Consider the following 14,596-nt stretch of genomic DNA (forward strand, 5'->3'; position numbering starts at 1 on the left):
CGGGCCAGTCCAAAGACCGGCAGAATCTGGGGCCGCATTATACACCAATTTGGCCCCATCACTTCTCGGGTATTGGTATTAGAACAGGGGCGGCAGCGGGTTGATCAGCGCTACACAAAACAACAGGCCAAAGCCCAGCAACAGTCGTGCCGTGGCAGGCGTCAGCGGGGCCCGACGTTCAGCGGGTGCATTGAGCAGGCAAACCGGCTTAAGTGTCAGAAGCAGACTCGGCAGCAGCCAGAAGGCACCAGGCAGCAGCCCCAGTGCCAACAGCAATGCCAGCAGCAGGTAGGCCAGCGCCAGCAGTACGCAGTAAAGCCGCACCGAGAAATGATAGCCGACTCTGACTGTCAACGTATTGTGACCATCGCGCTGATCGGTTTCGTAATCTCTCAGTTCATTACTCAACAACAGTAGAGAGACCAGCAAGCTCACCGGCAGCGATTGCAGCACCAGCCCAGCCGTCACTGATGCACCCAACGCAACGGCACTGCCGTTGATCATCAGCACACCCATCAACCAGAACACCAGCACCACACCAAGCCCTCGACTCTTGTAGTTGACCGGTTTCAGGGTATAGCCCAAAGCACCTGCCAGCCCCAGCACACAGAGCAACAGGAAACTTAGACCTCTGAGACTGACAAAATAGAGCGCGATGACACTGGCCAGCAGGAAGCAGACCATGCCCAATCGAAAATGCCGCTGTACTGCCTGTACCTGCCACTCACTGCCCGGCTTTCGTCGCAACAGCGGCAGATCACTGTAGTCATTGATCAGGTTTACGCCAGCCTGCAGCAGCACGCCACCGACCAGTACCAGCACTGCCTGCAGCGAGTTGAATTGCCCCTGCTGCCAGGCCAGCAGCAGGCCGATCAAACAGGTGACAAGCGCGACCGGGAAGCTGAACGGGCGCACCGCACCGATGAAGGTATATTTGTCAGGAGTTTTCATTCAGGCCAGCTGCCCAACAAGGGTTATTCAAAAAAATGGGGAGCAAGGGCTCCCCACTGGATTGCGTGCGAGTCAGTGTGTATCAGCCACGCGCTGGCGCGTTGGGCAGGTCACGCATCAGCAGCGCGTAGGTCATGTCGGTATCGAAATCGACCGGAATACGCATGCGATGGCCGGAACCCGGCGCCACCTCCGCTGCCTGCCCCTTCTTGTCCAGCATCTCCTGCAACACAAAACGCTTGTTGCCGGCGGGAGTCATCAGCTCCAGAGTATCGCCCCTCTTAAAGTGGTTTTTCACATCCACTTCGATGAAGCCGGTCTGGGCATCATGGCCGATGATTTCGCCCACAAACTGCTGATGCACGCCAACGGAATTGCCGGTTTCGTAGTTCTGGTACTCATCATGCACATGACGACGGTAAAAACCTTCGGTGTAACCACGGTTGGCCAGATTTTCCAGTGTATCCATCAAGCTCATGTCGAACGGCTTGCCCGCTACGGCATCATCGATCGCCTTACGGTAGGCCTGAGCCGTACGCGCCACATAGTAATGCGACTTGGTCCGACCTTCGATCTTAAGCGAGTCCACACCCATCTCGGCCAGCTTGTGTACATGCTGGATGGCACGCAGATCCTTGGAGTTCATGATGTAGGTACCGTGCTCATCCTCGAACGCCGGCATGTATTCGCCGGGTCGAGTCTCTTCCTGCAGCAGGAAGATGCGATCGGTCGGCTTACCCTCACCCAGTGCTGGTTGTGTTTCGTCAGCCCGTGCGTTGGGATCAAAGGACTGTACCGGCACCACATCACCGGATTCGTCTTCCTTCGCTTCGTGCGCGTCGTACTTCCAACGACAGGTGTTGGTACAGGTACCCTGGTTGGGGTCACGGTGATTGATGTAGCCGGACAGCAGACAGCGACCGGAGTAGGCGATGCAGAGCGAGCCGTGCACGAACACTTCCAGCTCCATCTCGGGACACTGCTGACGGATCTCGGCAACCTCGTCCAGTGACAGCTCACGCGACAGAATGATGCGCTCGATGCCGGCCCGATGCCAGAACTTCACCGAAGCCCAGTTCATTGTATTGGACTGAACTGACAGATGGATCGGCAGATCCGGGTACTTGTCCTTCACCATCATGATCAGACCGGGGTCGGACATGATCAGGGCATCCGGCCCCATCGCAATGACCGGGTCCAGGTCCTTCATGTAGGTCTTGAGCTTGGAGTTGTGCGGCATGATGTTGCTGGCAACAAAGAATTTCTTGCCCATTTCATGCGCAATACGAATCCCTTCGGCCAGATTGTCGTGCGTAAAATCGTTGTTACGCACCCGCAGGCTGTAGCGGGGCTGGCCCGCATAAACCGCATCGGCCCCGTAGGCAAATGCATACTTCATGTTTTTCAGTGTCCCGGCTGGGGACAGCAGTTCAGGTGTTCGCATAGAGTCTGTGTAATCTGAGTAGTTATAGGGCCTGGTTGCAGGCAGACAGGTGAACCTCAAACAGGGGTGTGTAAATGGAGCCACGCTCACCCGGGCGGCTCTGAAACAGCACCACTGAATCCGCCGGCGTGGTCAGTCCCGGTTGTGGCCAGCAGTCGGGCACTTCGAACCGGTTACTGGCCGGCAAACGAGCCAGCGTAATATGAGGTTTGAAATCGCGTTCATCATACCGAATTCCAGCTTCCTTGGCGATCTCGACCATCTGCCGGTGCAGCGCCATCAATGGCTCGCTTTCGCTCGTCAACGCTGCCAGCACGGCCAGACGCGGATTGGCCTTGTAATAAGCCAACCGATCCAGTTGCACCATAAAGCTTCCCTGCTGCTTAAGCCGCTCACGGCAAAGCTGCTCCAACTCGGTAACCTGATCCAGTGTCACTTCACCTGTAAAACAGAGTGTCAGATGATAGTTGGCCGAGTCGACCCAGTGGGCATCCAGGCCTCGATCATAGGCACAGAGCGTATCGGCACAGTCCGACAGCGGCCGTGCAATTCGCTCGGGTACCGGCAACGCAAAAAATGTTCTCAGATTCATGTCGTATGGCTGCACACGCTGCCAACAACAGCGCGAGCAACCTTCACCTTCCTGTTATTTGGCGGCTTTTGCCATCAGTGTCTTTTGCGCCGGATGCGACAGTATCGACTTGATCCAGCGATGCACCTCGGGATAGGCACTGTAGTCAAATCCACCCAGTTTGGGCCAGCTCAGCACCATCGCACCGTGAATATCCGCAATGGTAAGATGATCACCACTAATCCATTCACGTCCCTGTAGCTGCTGTTCCAGCGTCGGCAAAAACCGATTCAGCTCTTCACTGGCGCGCTCAATCACAGACTGATCGGGATTGTCCTTGTTGAACTTGAACTGGATCAATATATCCAGTGCCGGCACTTCCATCTGGTTACTGACAAAAAGTGACCAACGCAGGATATCCGCTTCCTCTTCCGGAGTAGTACTCCAAAGACGACCGCCGCCGTACTTGCGCGCCAGATAGAACAGAATCGCCTGCGTTTCGAACAGCACCAGATCACCATCGACCAGCGTGGGAATTTTTCCGGTGGGGTTAAGCGCCCGATACTCGCTGGTTTGAGTCTGCTCACTGCGCGGCAGCATATCCACCGCTTCGTACTCCAGCCCCAGCTCTTCGAGTGCCAGCATCACCATGCCGGCACGGGAAAACACACTGCCATATACTTTGATCATGCTACTGCTGCTCCACTTTGAGTTGCAGATTGTTCAACTGCTGCCGAATACGCAACAGGTCCTGATTGATTTGACGTCGGGTTCCATCAATGGCGCTGATCGCCTGCTCATTCTGGCGGATCCGCTGCGCCAACTCGGCACTGCCACCCTGGCCGTCTTGCAGGCCGGTCAATTGCTGAGTCAGCTGCTGTTGTACCTTGAGCCGACCTTCACTTTCCACTTTCAGGCCCTGCTCCAGAGTGGCCAACTGCTGTTCCAGCCCCTTAAGCCGAGCATCCAGACGCTGCTGCGTGCTGCTGACAGCAGACTTGGCAGCGCTGGCCTCTTCAAGCGCCTTGCCTGCCTGAGCCGCCTGCTGGCGGATCGATTTCAGACTGCTGCCCAACTCGGCCAGAGAGCCCTCAAGTGTTTTCAACTGTTCGGCATGCGCATCCAGCTGAGGCTTGTTACGCTGATAGGCAATGGTCCACAGCTTGGCAATTTCAGAGTCAACATGGGCCACCCGCTCGTTCACACGCCCACTCAGGTCTTCCAGCCGCTGCTGCAGCGTCTGACCGGATTGAGCTGCGCTGTCAGACGTAACCTCCAGCATCTCCTCCAGCACCTCTACCCGCTGCTGTGCCTGAGTCAAATCCTGTTCCAGCTGCTGCAAACGCCCCTGCTGTTCCGTAAGTGTGAAACCCAGGTAACCAACCCCGGCCACCAACAGCAGCAGGATCAACGTTATCAGAAGGCTGCCGCCCCGCCCCGCTCCGGCAGGAGCTGGTGTAACCGCCGCTCGTTCAGTGGGGGCGCTGGAAGAAGTGCGGGACACCGGCTCGACGACGATTGATTCCAGCCCGGCCGTGTCCAGGCCTGGCTCCTTGCGTTCACTCATGATGTTTCAATTTCTCTGTCGGCGTTAAGCGCTCAACCCTAGCAGGTTTGCCGGGAACGAAAAAGCCCCGCGTATGCGGGGCTTTCAGGGCCATTAAAGGCGAGAGGGAGGCTGAATCACATCATGCCGCCCATACCACCCATTCCGCCCATGCCGCCCATATCCGGCATGCCACCGGCATTCTCTTCCGGGTGGTCGGCAACCATTGCTTCAGTGGTGATCATCAGGCCAGCGATGGAGGCAGCCGCCTGCAGTGCAGAACGAGTCACCTTGGCCGGGTCGATAATACCCATTTCCATCATATCGCCGTACTCTTCGGTACCCGCGTTAAAGCCGAAGGCTCCTTCACCAGCACGTACCTTGTCGACTACGACAGAGCCTTCGCCACCTGCGTTGCCCACAATCTGACGCAGCGGTGCTTCCATGGCACGCAGTGCCAGCTGGATACCGATGGTCTGATCATGGTTGTCGCCTTGCAGGCCTTCCACCTTGCTCAGCGCACGGATCAGGGCAACACCACCACCCGGTACCACGCCTTCTTCAACGGCAGCACGGGTTGCGTGCAGAGCATCGTCAACGCGGGCTTTCTTCTCTTTCATTTCCACTTCGGTGGCAGCACCCACCTTGATTACGGCCACACCGCCTGCCAGCTTGGCAACGCGTTCCTGCAGCTTTTCACGATCGTAGTCAGAAGTGGTTTCTTCGATCTGGGTACGGATCTGCTGTACACGTGTCTCAATATCAGCCTTGGTACCGGAGCCATCGACAATCACCGTGTTTTCCTTGGTGATGTTGATGCGCTTGGCAGTACCCAACTGTTCAAGAGTCACTGTTTCCAGGCTCAGGCCGATCTCTTCAGAGATTACCTGACCACCGCTGATCACGGCGATATCCTGCAGCATCGCCTTGCGACGATCACCAAATCCAGGCGCCTTGACGGCACACACCTTGACGATGCCACGCATGGTGTTAACTACCAGCGTCGCCAGTGCTTCACCCTCAACATCTTCAGCTACGATCAGCAACGGACGGGAAGATTTTGCAACCTGCTCCAGTGTTGGCAGCAGTTCACGGATGTTGGAGATTTTCTTGTCTACCAGCAGGATGAACGGGTCTTCCAGCTCAGCTGACATGTTTTCTTGGTTGTTGATGAAGTAGGGAGACAGGTAGCCACGATCGAACTGCATACCTTCAACCACATCCAGTTCGTTATCGAAGCCGGATCCTTCTTCAACAGTGATGACACCGTCCTTGCCTACACGCTCCATCGCTTCAGCGATAATGCGACCGATTTCCGGATCAGAGTTGGCGGAGATGGTGCCCACCTGCGCAATCGCCTTGGAGTCTTCGCAAGGTACAGACATGGCTGCCAGCTGTTCTACAACCGCCTTAGCAGCCTTGTCGATACCGCGCTTCAGGTCCATCGGGTTCATGCCAGCGGCAACGGACTTCAGGCCTTCGTTCACGATCGCCTGAGCCAGAACGGTTGCAGTGGTAGTACCGTCACCGGCCACATCGTTGGCCTTGGAAGCGACTTCCTTGACCATCTGTGCACCCATGTTCTCGAACTTGTCTTTCAGTTCGATCTCTTTGGCAACGGATACGCCATCCTTGGTCACGGTCGGTGCACCGAAGGACTTGTCCAGTACCACGTTACGGCCTTTCGGGCCCAGAGTTGCCTTTACTGCATCAGCCAGGATGTTCACGCCCTTGAGCATGCGCTGACGGGCATCATCACCAAAACGTACGTCTTTAGCAGCCATTGTTCACTAGTCCTGTATTCAGTATCGAGTTAATAAGTTGACGATTTGAGCGACGCGAAGCTGAGCTTTCAGTCTTCCAGGACGCCGTAGATCTCACCTTCCTGCATGATCAGCAGTTCATCACCATCGACTTTGACGGTGTTGGAGCCGGCATACTGACCGAAGAGGATCTTGTCACCCACTTTTACGGAAGGCGCCTGAATCTCACCGTTATTGAGAGTCCGGCCCGGACCTACTGCCACGACTTCGCCACGGTTGGGCTTCTCGGCTGCAGAGCCCGGCAGCACAATACCGCCAGCCGTAGTGGTCTCTTCTTCGCTGCGGCGAACTACAACACGGTCGTGAAGTGGACGAATTTTCATCTGGTTGTTCTCCTGGTATCTAGGATCCAATGCGATGTTGTTGTTAATGCGGACGCGATGTGCGATCCGAATTCAGGTTGCAACGTTAATGGGGGGAGCCTGCAGGCTTTTCAATGCCCGAGCTGCAACTTTTTTTTGCAGCTGCAGAGCTCTCCATCCTGCAGCAGGAAATGGGGGGGACAGGGGGTGTTTTCAAGGGGCCGAACAGGATTTTTTATCGATCTCGATGGGTGATTTCACCTTCAATCGGGTCACGCTCTTCTACCGTTCTGTAATCATCCGGGTCTGCTGTATACACATGCACATCATCGGTCTGATGCCGGTGAGTGGCTGCCACTACGGTAAAGCGCCCGATCAGGGGTTTGATCAAGGCACGTCGTACAGCCGGGATCAGGCAGCTGAAGCCGATCACATCCGTCACAAAGCCAGGTGTCACCAATAGTGCTCCACCCACTGCAAGCAGTATGCCTTCAGCCATCTCCTGCCCCGGTACCTCACCCTGATCCATGCGCTGCTGAGCGCGCGCCAGCGTCGACAGGCCCTGATGGCGCAGCATGTTGACACCGATAAAGGCGGACAACAGTACCAGTCCAACGGTGTACCAAGCGCCTATTGCCTGTCCCACCTGAATCAGGACGGTGATTTCAATGATTGGAATGATAATGAACAACAGAAAGAGAACGCGCATGTGACTCCTGCAAGGCAAGCTGGATATAACAATCGGACAGTCACATGATCGCTCAGTTCCGACCCAAAGTCATGCTGCCGTAACCAATCCAAGCATATAAGAGAAAACCCTTATTTTACAAAAAGTTAAGCTTTCACCCCTCTTATCCCTTAGACACCAAAACCCTCCATTATTAGTACATTTCATGACTTTTTTGCGACAGATATAGACTTTTTAGACGATGCAAATTAAATTGTTGCACTGCAATATGTTGCGGCGCACAATAAGAAACTACCATTTGATTAGAGGGGATTCCCGATGGAACTCAAAGATAAAGTGATCGTTGTAACCGGTGGAGGCCGCGGTCTGGGCCGCGCCATGGCGCTTGAATTGGCTGGCAAGGGTGCCAAGCTGGCACTGGTAGACCTGAATCAGGATGACCTGGACCAGACCGCTGGCCTGTGCATGGAAATGGGCGTCGAAGCACGCACCTACACTGCCAACGTGGCCGAAGAAGCCGATGTTGAAAAACTGTTTACCGATATCGTGCGTGATTTCAGCAGCATCAACGGCCTGGTCAACAATGCCGGCATCACCCGTGATGGCCTGTTCATCAAAGCCAAGGATGGTCAGGTGGTCGGCAAAATGTCGATGGAGCAGTGGAATCAGGTTATCGCCGTCAATCTGACCGGTACTTTCCTCTGCGCGCGTGAAGCCGCCGCCAAGATGATTGAGCTGGGCTGTGAAGGCTGCATTATCAACATCTCTTCCGTTTCACGCTCCGGCAACATGGGCCAGACCAACTACACCGCCACCAAGGCTGGCGTCGAGGCCATGGCTGTCACTTGGGCCAAGGAACTGGCACGCTACGGCATCCGTGCAGCCTCCATTGCACCGGGCTATATCGGTACCGAAATGGTAATGAGCATGAAGCCGGAAGCACTGGAAAAGATCGCATCCGGCATCCCGGCCAAGCGCTTGGGCAAACCGGAAGAGATCGCCAAAACCGTCACTTTCATTCTTGAGAACGACTATGTGAATGGTCGCTGTCTGGAAATTGACGGTGCACTGCGCATCTAGTTCCCCTGATGCAGCGCCGGCGTTCGCGCCGGCCTGCAGCACCCGCCTTTCGCTGTTGCACCAACCACTTTCCGCTATACTCGGGCCTTTCTGAATTAGCCGGACCCGCATCTATATGCCGCACTCATGGAAAGAAACCTTCTCCCGATACCGTGATATCCGCCTGCTGTGGATCTTTCTGATGGGATGCTCCAGCGGTTTTCCCTTTGTGCTGATTGGCAGCAGCCTCAGTGGCTGGCTTGCCGATGCTGGCACCAGCCGTGCTGACATTGGCCTGCTGGGAACCGTAGCCACCGTGTATGCGATCAATTTTCTCTGGGCACCACTCGTGGACCGAGTAAAGCTGCCACTGGTCGGCCGCCTGGGACAAAGGCGCAGCTGGATTTTCACTACCCAGATACTGATGTTGCTGTTCGTTTTGCTGATTTCCACCGTGGACCCAGCCTCCAATCTGGTTCTGGCAGGGGCTTTGGCATTGGGTATTGCCGCCAGCTCCGCCACACAGGATGTAGCCATCGATGCCTTTCGAATAGACCAATTTGCTCGTCATGAGAAAGAAAAGCTGCCCCCAGCCGCCGCAATGGCCATTATTGGCTGGTGGACCGGTTACTCATGGCCGGGCTACCTGGCCTTTGTTCAGGCTGATCGCATCGGATGGAATGGGGTCTACTTGCTAATGGCCGGCATCATTCTTCTATTAATGCTGTTTACCCTGATCGTACGGGAGCCGGTCACCTCACGAGACCTGTTGCAGGAGCAGGCTGATCGACGCTACCAGCAAGAGCTGCACAGCTCGAAAATCGTTGCCTGGCTGATGGTCACCGTGGTGGAACCGTTCGCCGAGTTCTTCCGCAAGAATGGTATCAAGGTCGCACTCATGCTGATGCTGTTCATATTCCTGTTCAAGGTGGGTGAGGCTTTTCTTGGTCGGATGTCGATTGTGTTCTACAAGGAAGTGGGGTTCAGTAATGAGCAGATCGGCGAATATACCAAGATGTTCGGCTGGTTTGTAACCGTGAGCTTTACCCTGCTCGGCAGTGCCTTTAACACCCGTTTTGGTGTTGTGCGTGGCTTGTTGCTGGGCGGTGTTGCGATGGCGTCCAGCAATCTGATGTTTGCGGTGATCGCTGCCGTCGGCCCGGTCGAGTGGCTGCTGGTCCTGACCCTGATTGTGGATAACTTCACCACAGCATTTTCGACCGTGGCGTTTGTCTCATTTCTTACGCTGCTGACCGGTCGCGCCTTCAGTGCAACCCAGTATGCACTGCTGGCCTCGTTGGGCAACCTCAGCCGGACCACGCTGGCCGGCCTCAGTGGCTACAGCGTTGACTGGCTGGGGAGCTGGGAGCGGTTCTTTATCGTCACGGCACTGATGGTGCTGCCATCACTGCTGATGCTCTGGACCCTGCGACATCGGTTTGATGCAATAGCCGTTGATGCCGATAACAAATGATATCAATTATCATTTACAATAAATTCTACGACAGATAGAGTAACTGCTGAACCGAATGACAGCAGGAGTCTGACATGACATTTCAAATTAACGCTTGGCTGGAGCATCCCCAACCCAGCCTCAGTATCAGCGATAAACTCAGCGGCGCAACTTTGATGGAGTGGAAAGGCCCACAGCTGCACCGGCTGTTCACTAAAGGAGGGCTGGTAGCAGAGGACTTCAGCCACTGTGGAGAGCAGGAACAGCAGGCGCTGGCACGCGAACTGTTTCTGCTCTGTTGCCAAGACTAGACTCAGTAAGCCGAGTACACACTCGGCTTTGCCCAATCAGTCACGGAAGTTGTTGAACTGCAGCGGCAACTCGACATCAGACTCACGCAGCAGCGCGATCGCCTCCTGCAGGTCATCGCGCTTTTTGCCGGTCACGCGCACCTTGTCACCCTGAATCTGGGTCTGCACTTTCAGTTTGGCATCCTTGATCACCTTGCTGATCTTCTTGCACAGCGGCTGGTCGAGTCCCTGACGCAGGACCACCTCCTGCTTCGCCTTCACACCGCCCAGATCCGGATCCTTGATCTCCATACACTTGATATCGATCTTGCGCCCGGTCAGCTTGGCCTTCAGCATTTCCAGCATCTGCTGCAGTTGAAAGTCCACTTCCGCTTCCAGTGTCACCACCTCACCGCTGAGTTCATATGCCGCCTTGACACCCTTAAAGTCATACCGGCTCTGTAGCTCACGGTTGGCCTGATCGACAGCATTGGTTACTTCATGCATATCCAGCTCAGACACTACATCGAATGAAGGCATTTCAACTCTCCTGTTAATATCGGTTTCATCCCCGCCTGAAACGGGGCTAAGATCATGCTTTTTGGACCTGCGGAGTACCCATGCACTGGTACATTCTTGGCGCTGGCGCGATTGGACGCCTCTGGGCCTGCCTCTTCGAACACGGCTCGGTACCAACGACCCTTATGCTGCGCGACAAGGCTGCACTGAAAAGCTGGCAGCATGGCAACAACATAGAGCTGCATGAGTCAGGTCAGGTACAGCGCTGCTCACCCAAAGCGGAAACCATCAACAACCCCAACCCGATCCGGCACCTGCTGGTCACAACCAAGGCCTATGATACCCTGACTGCGCTGCGTGCCATACAACATCGGCTGCAACCCGACTGTCAAATTGTGCTGTTGCAGAACGGTATGGGGCAGCAACAAGCCGTGCTTGATCTGCTACCCGACTGCCAGCTCTGGGCAGCCACCACTACAGCCGGCGCCTGGCGCGAGCCACCCAACAAGCTGCACTGCATCAGCCGCGGCGAAACCCTGATCGGCCCACTGACCCCAGCTTCACCTGTTCTACCTGATGGCTGGGACCGGTTGCCTCTGACACTGAAAGGCTGCAACGAAATTCTGCCGGTACTGTGGCGCAAGCTGGCAATCAATTGTGCCATTAATCCGCTAAGCGCCCTGGAAAACTGCCGTAACGGCGAACTGCTGCATAATCAGCATCGCCTGCAACTGCTGCGACAGGTTTGCACCGAAGTCGAGCAGGTAGCCGCAGCAGCCGGTATCACACTGTTTACTGAACCGCTGCATCAACAGGCAGAAGCCGTGGCACATGCGACAGGCGACAACCTGTCTTCTATGCTGCAGGATATACGCCATAAGCGACAGACGGAAATCGAACAGATTACCGGTTACCTCTGCCATCGAGCATCTGAATATGGCATTGCCACCCCACTTAATACGGCCCTGCTTCATCAGATCAGAACATTGACCATGGAAAGAGAACATCGGAATGACTGAACCGCACACACCGGATTACCCCTACAAAAAAAAGCTCAAGCGCGACATCTACGAAGCGGAAAAGCGCGAGCTGCAAATTGAGTTGCTCAAGGTACAGCGCTGGGTACGAGAAACGGGGCAGAAGATTCTGATCATATTCGAGGGGCGCGATGCCGCAGGCAAGGGAGGTACCATCAAACGCTTCATGGAGCACCTCAATCCGCGTGGCGCCCATGTCATTGCACTTGAGAAGCCAACCGAGCGTGAGAGGTCGGAATGGTATTTCCAGCGCTATATAAAACACCTTCCCGCTGCTGGTGAGATCATCCTGCTCGACCGTTCATGGTACAACCGCGCAGGCGTCGAGCGTGTAATGGATTTCTGCACCCCGTCGGAATACCTGGAATTCATGCGCGAAGCACCGGAGCTGGAACGCATGTTCGTGCGCAGTGGCATTCGACTGTTCAAGCTGTGGTTTGAAGTCAGCCGAGAGGAGCAGTTCAATCGTTTCCAGTCACGCCGTACCGACCCGCTCAAGCACTGGAAACTGTCTCCGGTTGATCTGGCATCGCTGGACAAGTGGGATGCCTATACCGAAGCCAAGGAATCGATGTTCTTTCATACCGACACGGCAGATGCCCCCTGGACCATTATCCGCTCTGATGACAAGAAACGGGCACGCCTGAACGCAATGCGCCATATTCTCAGTCATTTGCCTTATCCGGATCCGGATCCGGACATTCAGATCGAACCCGACCCTCTGATCGTACAAGCGGCACACATCAGCCTGCAGCAGCGAAGCCCATCAACGGAGCAGAACTAAGGAACCCACATGAGTAATCGTCTCACTCGAATCTATACTCGCAGCGGCGACAGCGGTACTACCGCTTTGGCAAACGGCCAACGCATCCCAAAATATCACCCGCGCATCGAGGCACTTGGTGATGTGGATGAACTCAACAGCCTGCTGGGGCTGCTGCTAGCTGAGATTGACATGCCGGACAGCCTGTCACCGCTGTTGCAGCGCATTCAGAATGACCTGTTTGATATCGGCGGCGAGCTGGCCGTAGCGGACCCGGATTACACTGTAATCACACAGGAAGTGGTTCTATGGCTTGAGCAGCAACTGGATAGCCTCAACACCGAATTGCCGCCACTGGAGGAGTTTATTCTGCCCGGCGGCAACCGTGCAGCCGCTCAGGCTCACCTCTGTCGCTGTGTGTGTCGGCGCGCCGAACGCCGGGTTGTTGAACTGGCCGGTACCGACAGTGTCAACCCGCAAAGTGCAGCTTACCTCAACCGACTCTCAGACCTGCTGTTCGTGTGTGCCCGTACACTGAGCCGCCTCAATAGTGGTACTGAAGTACTGTGGCAGCCACGCCGGCCAAAGTAGGCGCAGGTATTAACGCCGATGACGCAGGACCTCCAACCCAAGGCGGGCCTGCACCAAAAACTGGTTGAATACCCGAAATTCCTGATCCTCGACAATACTCCCCGGTGTGATTTTATCGGCATAGATTAAGCCGATCACCCTGTCATTGACGACCAGAGGCGCCATGATGAAACCACGTGGATCCACCTGTTGCATGAACTCGGCTGGCAGTCGGTCACGCCAGCCCGGCTCATCGGTATCAGGCACCAGCAAGGTCATACGCTTATCCATCAGACGAAAGAACAGCGTAGCCCACTCATCATCGCGCCTTAGCTGAAAAAAATGACGCAGCGGTCGTCCATCAAGTCCCGACACCAGTTTTGCCCTGAGTTCCTTGCCTTCAGAACCGAGCATACAGAACGCCGAACGCTCCAAAGCACAGCTTTTTACAATCGCATCGACAGCCACTTCCAGCAGACTGGTGGCACCGGCCTGCTCACTGATGAGTTCGTTCAGCCGCTGCAGATAGATAAGCTGTTGTTCCATCCAGTGAGCTTTTTCATCCAACTGAGCCGATTCAAGCGGGGCCGGCACAACGTCAGGGTCGCGTCGGCGGGCCTCTCGGGAGTGGACATAATAGGCCAACTTGCGGGTAGCTTCGTCCAGTGGCGCATCTTCAGACGCCTCGACGCGAGGACTGATGGTACTGTTCCTGAGACCGTACTCATCAGCCAAATCACACACCTGACGAAACGCTTCGCTGACATGCAGATCCAGGCTGTCCACCGGTTGCCGGGTAGCTGATGCCAGATCCAGCATCAGCTCGGTGTAATCCAGGTCACCGGAAGTATCACGTCGATAGATCAATTCCAACAGATCATGACAGCCGGCGGCCAAGCGATGATTCAGCTTGTCCTTGCCGTGCAGTTGATCGGCTGACAGCGGATCCATCGCCTGTACTACGGTTTTTGGAAAGCCCCAGCTTTGCGCCAAATCCTGGCCTATGTCACTGAAGTGCCCACCCAGCGCCTGTAGCTGGATACGTGGCCACCCCTCTCGCTTGAGGGCACGCTGGCGCAGCATGTCGCGATAGGTATCCGGCAAGGTGAAGGCAACGATAATCTCCCCCAGTCCGTAGAGCAAACCACAGATATAGGTTTCCTCTATATCAACAGCCCCGGCCGCAGCGGCCATTTCCCGGGCGATGGACGCATTGAGAAAGGCACTGATCAGCAGCTGCTCGATCCCTGTATCCGGTTGCTCATCCCGAAAGCTTTCGATCAGCTTGAGGGTCATGCAGAGATTGTGAATCCGCTCAAAGCCAATCAGTACAACCGCTCTGGAAACGGCGCTTATTTTGCCCTGGCCTCGATTGTAGGTGTGGGTATTGGCTATCTTGAGCAGTTTGGCTGACAGGTTGGCATCTTTCATCACTGCCATGGCCAGAGCCATGGCATCACTTTGTCGGGAGCTGCTGACCTGACGAATACGATTCACCGTAGCACTGAATACAGGCAGGTCACCCAGACGATCCAGGCGGGCATAAATAGCGTTAAGTGTTTCCTGGTATTTCAATCTAG

16 protein-coding genes are annotated in these 14,596 nt (G+C 55.4%); 6 read left to right on the forward strand and 10 right to left on the reverse strand.

Features of this window, described 5'->3' with window-relative positions:
- Positions 1–78: 78 nt before the first annotated feature.
- From ACAM29_RS10975 to ACAM29_RS11010, 8 genes are all read right to left on the reverse strand, one after another.
- Positions 79–951: a prenyltransferase gene (locus ACAM29_RS10975; RefSeq protein WP_369624134.1), complete on the reverse strand. Its 873-nt coding sequence runs from the start codon at positions 949–951 to the stop codon at positions 79–81.
- An 82-nt stretch (positions 952–1,033) separates the two neighbouring features.
- Positions 1,034–2,395 carry a tRNA 5-hydroxyuridine modification protein YegQ gene (gene yegQ / locus ACAM29_RS10980; protein WP_369624135.1) on the reverse strand — a complete coding sequence of 454 codons (1,362 nt, stop codon included), beginning with the start codon at positions 2,393–2,395 and terminating at the stop codon, positions 1,034–1,036.
- A 22-nt stretch (positions 2,396–2,417) separates the two neighbouring features.
- Entirely contained in the window at positions 2,418–2,987 is a 570-nt protein-coding gene (gene thpR, locus ACAM29_RS10985; RefSeq protein WP_091822825.1) for an RNA 2',3'-cyclic phosphodiesterase, read from the reverse strand.
- Positions 2,988–3,041: 54 nt separating this feature from the next.
- Positions 3,042–3,656, reverse strand: a complete 615-nt coding sequence (locus ACAM29_RS10990) for a glutathione S-transferase family protein (protein ID WP_369624136.1) — start codon at positions 3,654–3,656, stop codon at positions 3,042–3,044.
- Position 3,657: 1 nt separating this feature from the next.
- Positions 3,658–4,533, reverse strand: coding sequence for a hypothetical protein (locus tag ACAM29_RS10995; RefSeq protein ID WP_354409344.1), 876 nt, complete (start codon positions 4,531–4,533; stop codon positions 3,658–3,660).
- Between the two features lie 116 nt (positions 4,534–4,649).
- Entirely contained in the window at positions 4,650–6,296 is a 1,647-nt protein-coding gene (groL, locus tag ACAM29_RS11000) for a chaperonin GroEL (RefSeq protein ID WP_206839396.1), read from the reverse strand.
- 68 nt (positions 6,297–6,364) lie between these two features.
- A complete protein-coding gene (locus ACAM29_RS11005) occupies positions 6,365–6,658 on the reverse strand; it encodes a co-chaperone GroES (protein ID WP_091821661.1) in 294 nt (97 codons plus the stop codon).
- Between the two features lie 214 nt (positions 6,659–6,872).
- Positions 6,873–7,346, reverse strand: coding sequence for an FxsA family protein (locus tag ACAM29_RS11010; protein ID WP_369624137.1), 474 nt, complete (start codon positions 7,344–7,346; stop codon positions 6,873–6,875).
- A gap of 297 nt (positions 7,347–7,643) precedes the next feature.
- On the opposite strand from ACAM29_RS11010, the gene ACAM29_RS11015 reads away from it, so the two are divergent.
- From ACAM29_RS11015 to ACAM29_RS11025, 3 genes are all read left to right on the forward strand, one after another.
- Entirely contained in the window at positions 7,644–8,405 is a 762-nt protein-coding gene (locus ACAM29_RS11015) for an SDR family oxidoreductase (RefSeq protein WP_091821667.1), read from the forward strand.
- Between the two features lie 115 nt (positions 8,406–8,520).
- Entirely contained in the window at positions 8,521–9,858 is a 1,338-nt protein-coding gene (locus tag ACAM29_RS11020) for an MFS transporter (RefSeq protein WP_091821670.1), read from the forward strand.
- Between the two features lie 74 nt (positions 9,859–9,932).
- Positions 9,933–10,148 carry a hypothetical protein gene (locus ACAM29_RS11025; RefSeq protein ID WP_091821675.1) on the forward strand — a complete coding sequence of 72 codons (216 nt, stop codon included), beginning with the start codon at positions 9,933–9,935 and terminating at the stop codon, positions 10,146–10,148.
- A gap of 36 nt (positions 10,149–10,184) precedes the next feature.
- Here ACAM29_RS11025 and ACAM29_RS11030 read toward each other — a convergent pair whose 3' ends face one another.
- Positions 10,185–10,667, reverse strand: coding sequence for a YajQ family cyclic di-GMP-binding protein (locus tag ACAM29_RS11030; RefSeq protein WP_091821678.1), 483 nt, complete (start codon positions 10,665–10,667; stop codon positions 10,185–10,187).
- A gap of 80 nt (positions 10,668–10,747) precedes the next feature.
- Here ACAM29_RS11030 and ACAM29_RS11035 point away from each other — a divergent pair, with 80 nt between their 5' ends.
- The 3 genes from ACAM29_RS11035 to ACAM29_RS11045 are packed head-to-tail and all read left to right on the forward strand — an operon-like array spanning position 10,748 to position 13,037.
- The gene (locus tag ACAM29_RS11035) at positions 10,748–11,665 is read left to right on the forward strand and encodes a ketopantoate reductase family protein (protein WP_206839388.1); all 918 of its coding nucleotides are present in this window, start codon (positions 10,748–10,750) and stop codon (positions 11,663–11,665) included.
- A complete protein-coding gene (gene ppk2, locus ACAM29_RS11040) occupies positions 11,658–12,467 on the forward strand; it encodes a polyphosphate kinase 2 (RefSeq protein WP_206839380.1) in 810 nt (269 codons plus the stop codon). The genes ACAM29_RS11035 and ppk2 overlap by 8 nt, the downstream gene beginning before the upstream one ends.
- Positions 12,468–12,476: 9 nt before the next feature.
- Positions 12,477–13,037 (forward strand): cob(I)yrinic acid a,c-diamide adenosyltransferase, encoded by a 561-nt coding sequence (locus tag ACAM29_RS11045; RefSeq protein WP_091821686.1) that lies wholly within the window; start codon positions 12,477–12,479, stop codon positions 13,035–13,037.
- Between the two features lie 9 nt (positions 13,038–13,046).
- Here the strand turns inward: ACAM29_RS11045 and ACAM29_RS11050 are convergent, their stop codons facing one another.
- Positions 13,047–14,591 (reverse strand): HDOD domain-containing protein, encoded by a 1,545-nt coding sequence (locus tag ACAM29_RS11050; RefSeq protein WP_354409327.1) that lies wholly within the window; start codon positions 14,589–14,591, stop codon positions 13,047–13,049.
- Positions 14,592–14,596 lie beyond the last annotated feature (5 nt).

It is taken from the genome of Marinobacterium sp. BA1 (assembly GCF_041155135.1).
In the GTDB taxonomy this organism is placed as follows: Bacteria; Pseudomonadota; Gammaproteobacteria; order Pseudomonadales; family Balneatricaceae; genus Marinobacterium; species Marinobacterium iners.

What these genes read in the sequence shown, in the direction of transcription:
- ACAM29_RS10995 (WP_354409344.1), bottom strand. Translation starts at nt 4,533, where the DNA reads ATGAGTGAACGCAAGGAGCCAGGCCTGGACACGGCCGGGCTGGAATCA.
- thpR (WP_091822825.1), bottom strand. Translation starts at nt 2,987, where the DNA reads ATGAATCTGAGAACATTTTTTGCGTTGCCGGTACCCGAGCGAATTGCA.
- ACAM29_RS11030 (WP_091821678.1), bottom strand. Translation starts at nt 10,667, where the DNA reads ATGCCTTCATTCGATGTAGTGTCTGAGCTGGATATGCATGAAGTAACC.
- ppk2 (WP_206839380.1), top strand. Translation starts at nt 11,658, where the DNA reads ATGACTGAACCGCACACACCGGATTACCCCTACAAAAAAAAGCTCAAG.
- ACAM29_RS10975 (WP_369624134.1), bottom strand. Translation starts at nt 951, where the DNA reads ATGAAAACTCCTGACAAATATACCTTCATCGGTGCGGTGCGCCCGTTC.
- ACAM29_RS11010 (WP_369624137.1), bottom strand. Translation starts at nt 7,346, where the DNA reads ATGCGCGTTCTCTTTCTGTTGTTCATTATCATTCCAATCATTGAAATC.
- yegQ (WP_369624135.1), bottom strand. Translation starts at nt 2,395, where the DNA reads ATGCGAACACCTGAACTGCTGTCCCCAGCCGGGACACTGAAAAACATG.
- ACAM29_RS11015 (WP_091821667.1), top strand. Translation starts at nt 7,644, where the DNA reads ATGGAACTCAAAGATAAAGTGATCGTTGTAACCGGTGGAGGCCGCGGT.
- groL (WP_206839396.1), bottom strand. Translation starts at nt 6,296, where the DNA reads ATGGCTGCTAAAGACGTACGTTTTGGTGATGATGCCCGTCAGCGCATG.
- ACAM29_RS11045 (WP_091821686.1), top strand. Translation starts at nt 12,477, where the DNA reads ATGAGTAATCGTCTCACTCGAATCTATACTCGCAGCGGCGACAGCGGT.
- ACAM29_RS10990 (WP_369624136.1), bottom strand. Translation starts at nt 3,656, where the DNA reads ATGATCAAAGTATATGGCAGTGTGTTTTCCCGTGCCGGCATGGTGATG.
- ACAM29_RS11035 (WP_206839388.1), top strand. Translation starts at nt 10,748, where the DNA reads ATGCACTGGTACATTCTTGGCGCTGGCGCGATTGGACGCCTCTGGGCC.
- ACAM29_RS11005 (WP_091821661.1), bottom strand. Translation starts at nt 6,658, where the DNA reads ATGAAAATTCGTCCACTTCACGACCGTGTTGTAGTTCGCCGCAGCGAA.
- ACAM29_RS11020 (WP_091821670.1), top strand. Translation starts at nt 8,521, where the DNA reads ATGCCGCACTCATGGAAAGAAACCTTCTCCCGATACCGTGATATCCGC.
- ACAM29_RS11025 (WP_091821675.1), top strand. Translation starts at nt 9,933, where the DNA reads ATGACATTTCAAATTAACGCTTGGCTGGAGCATCCCCAACCCAGCCTC.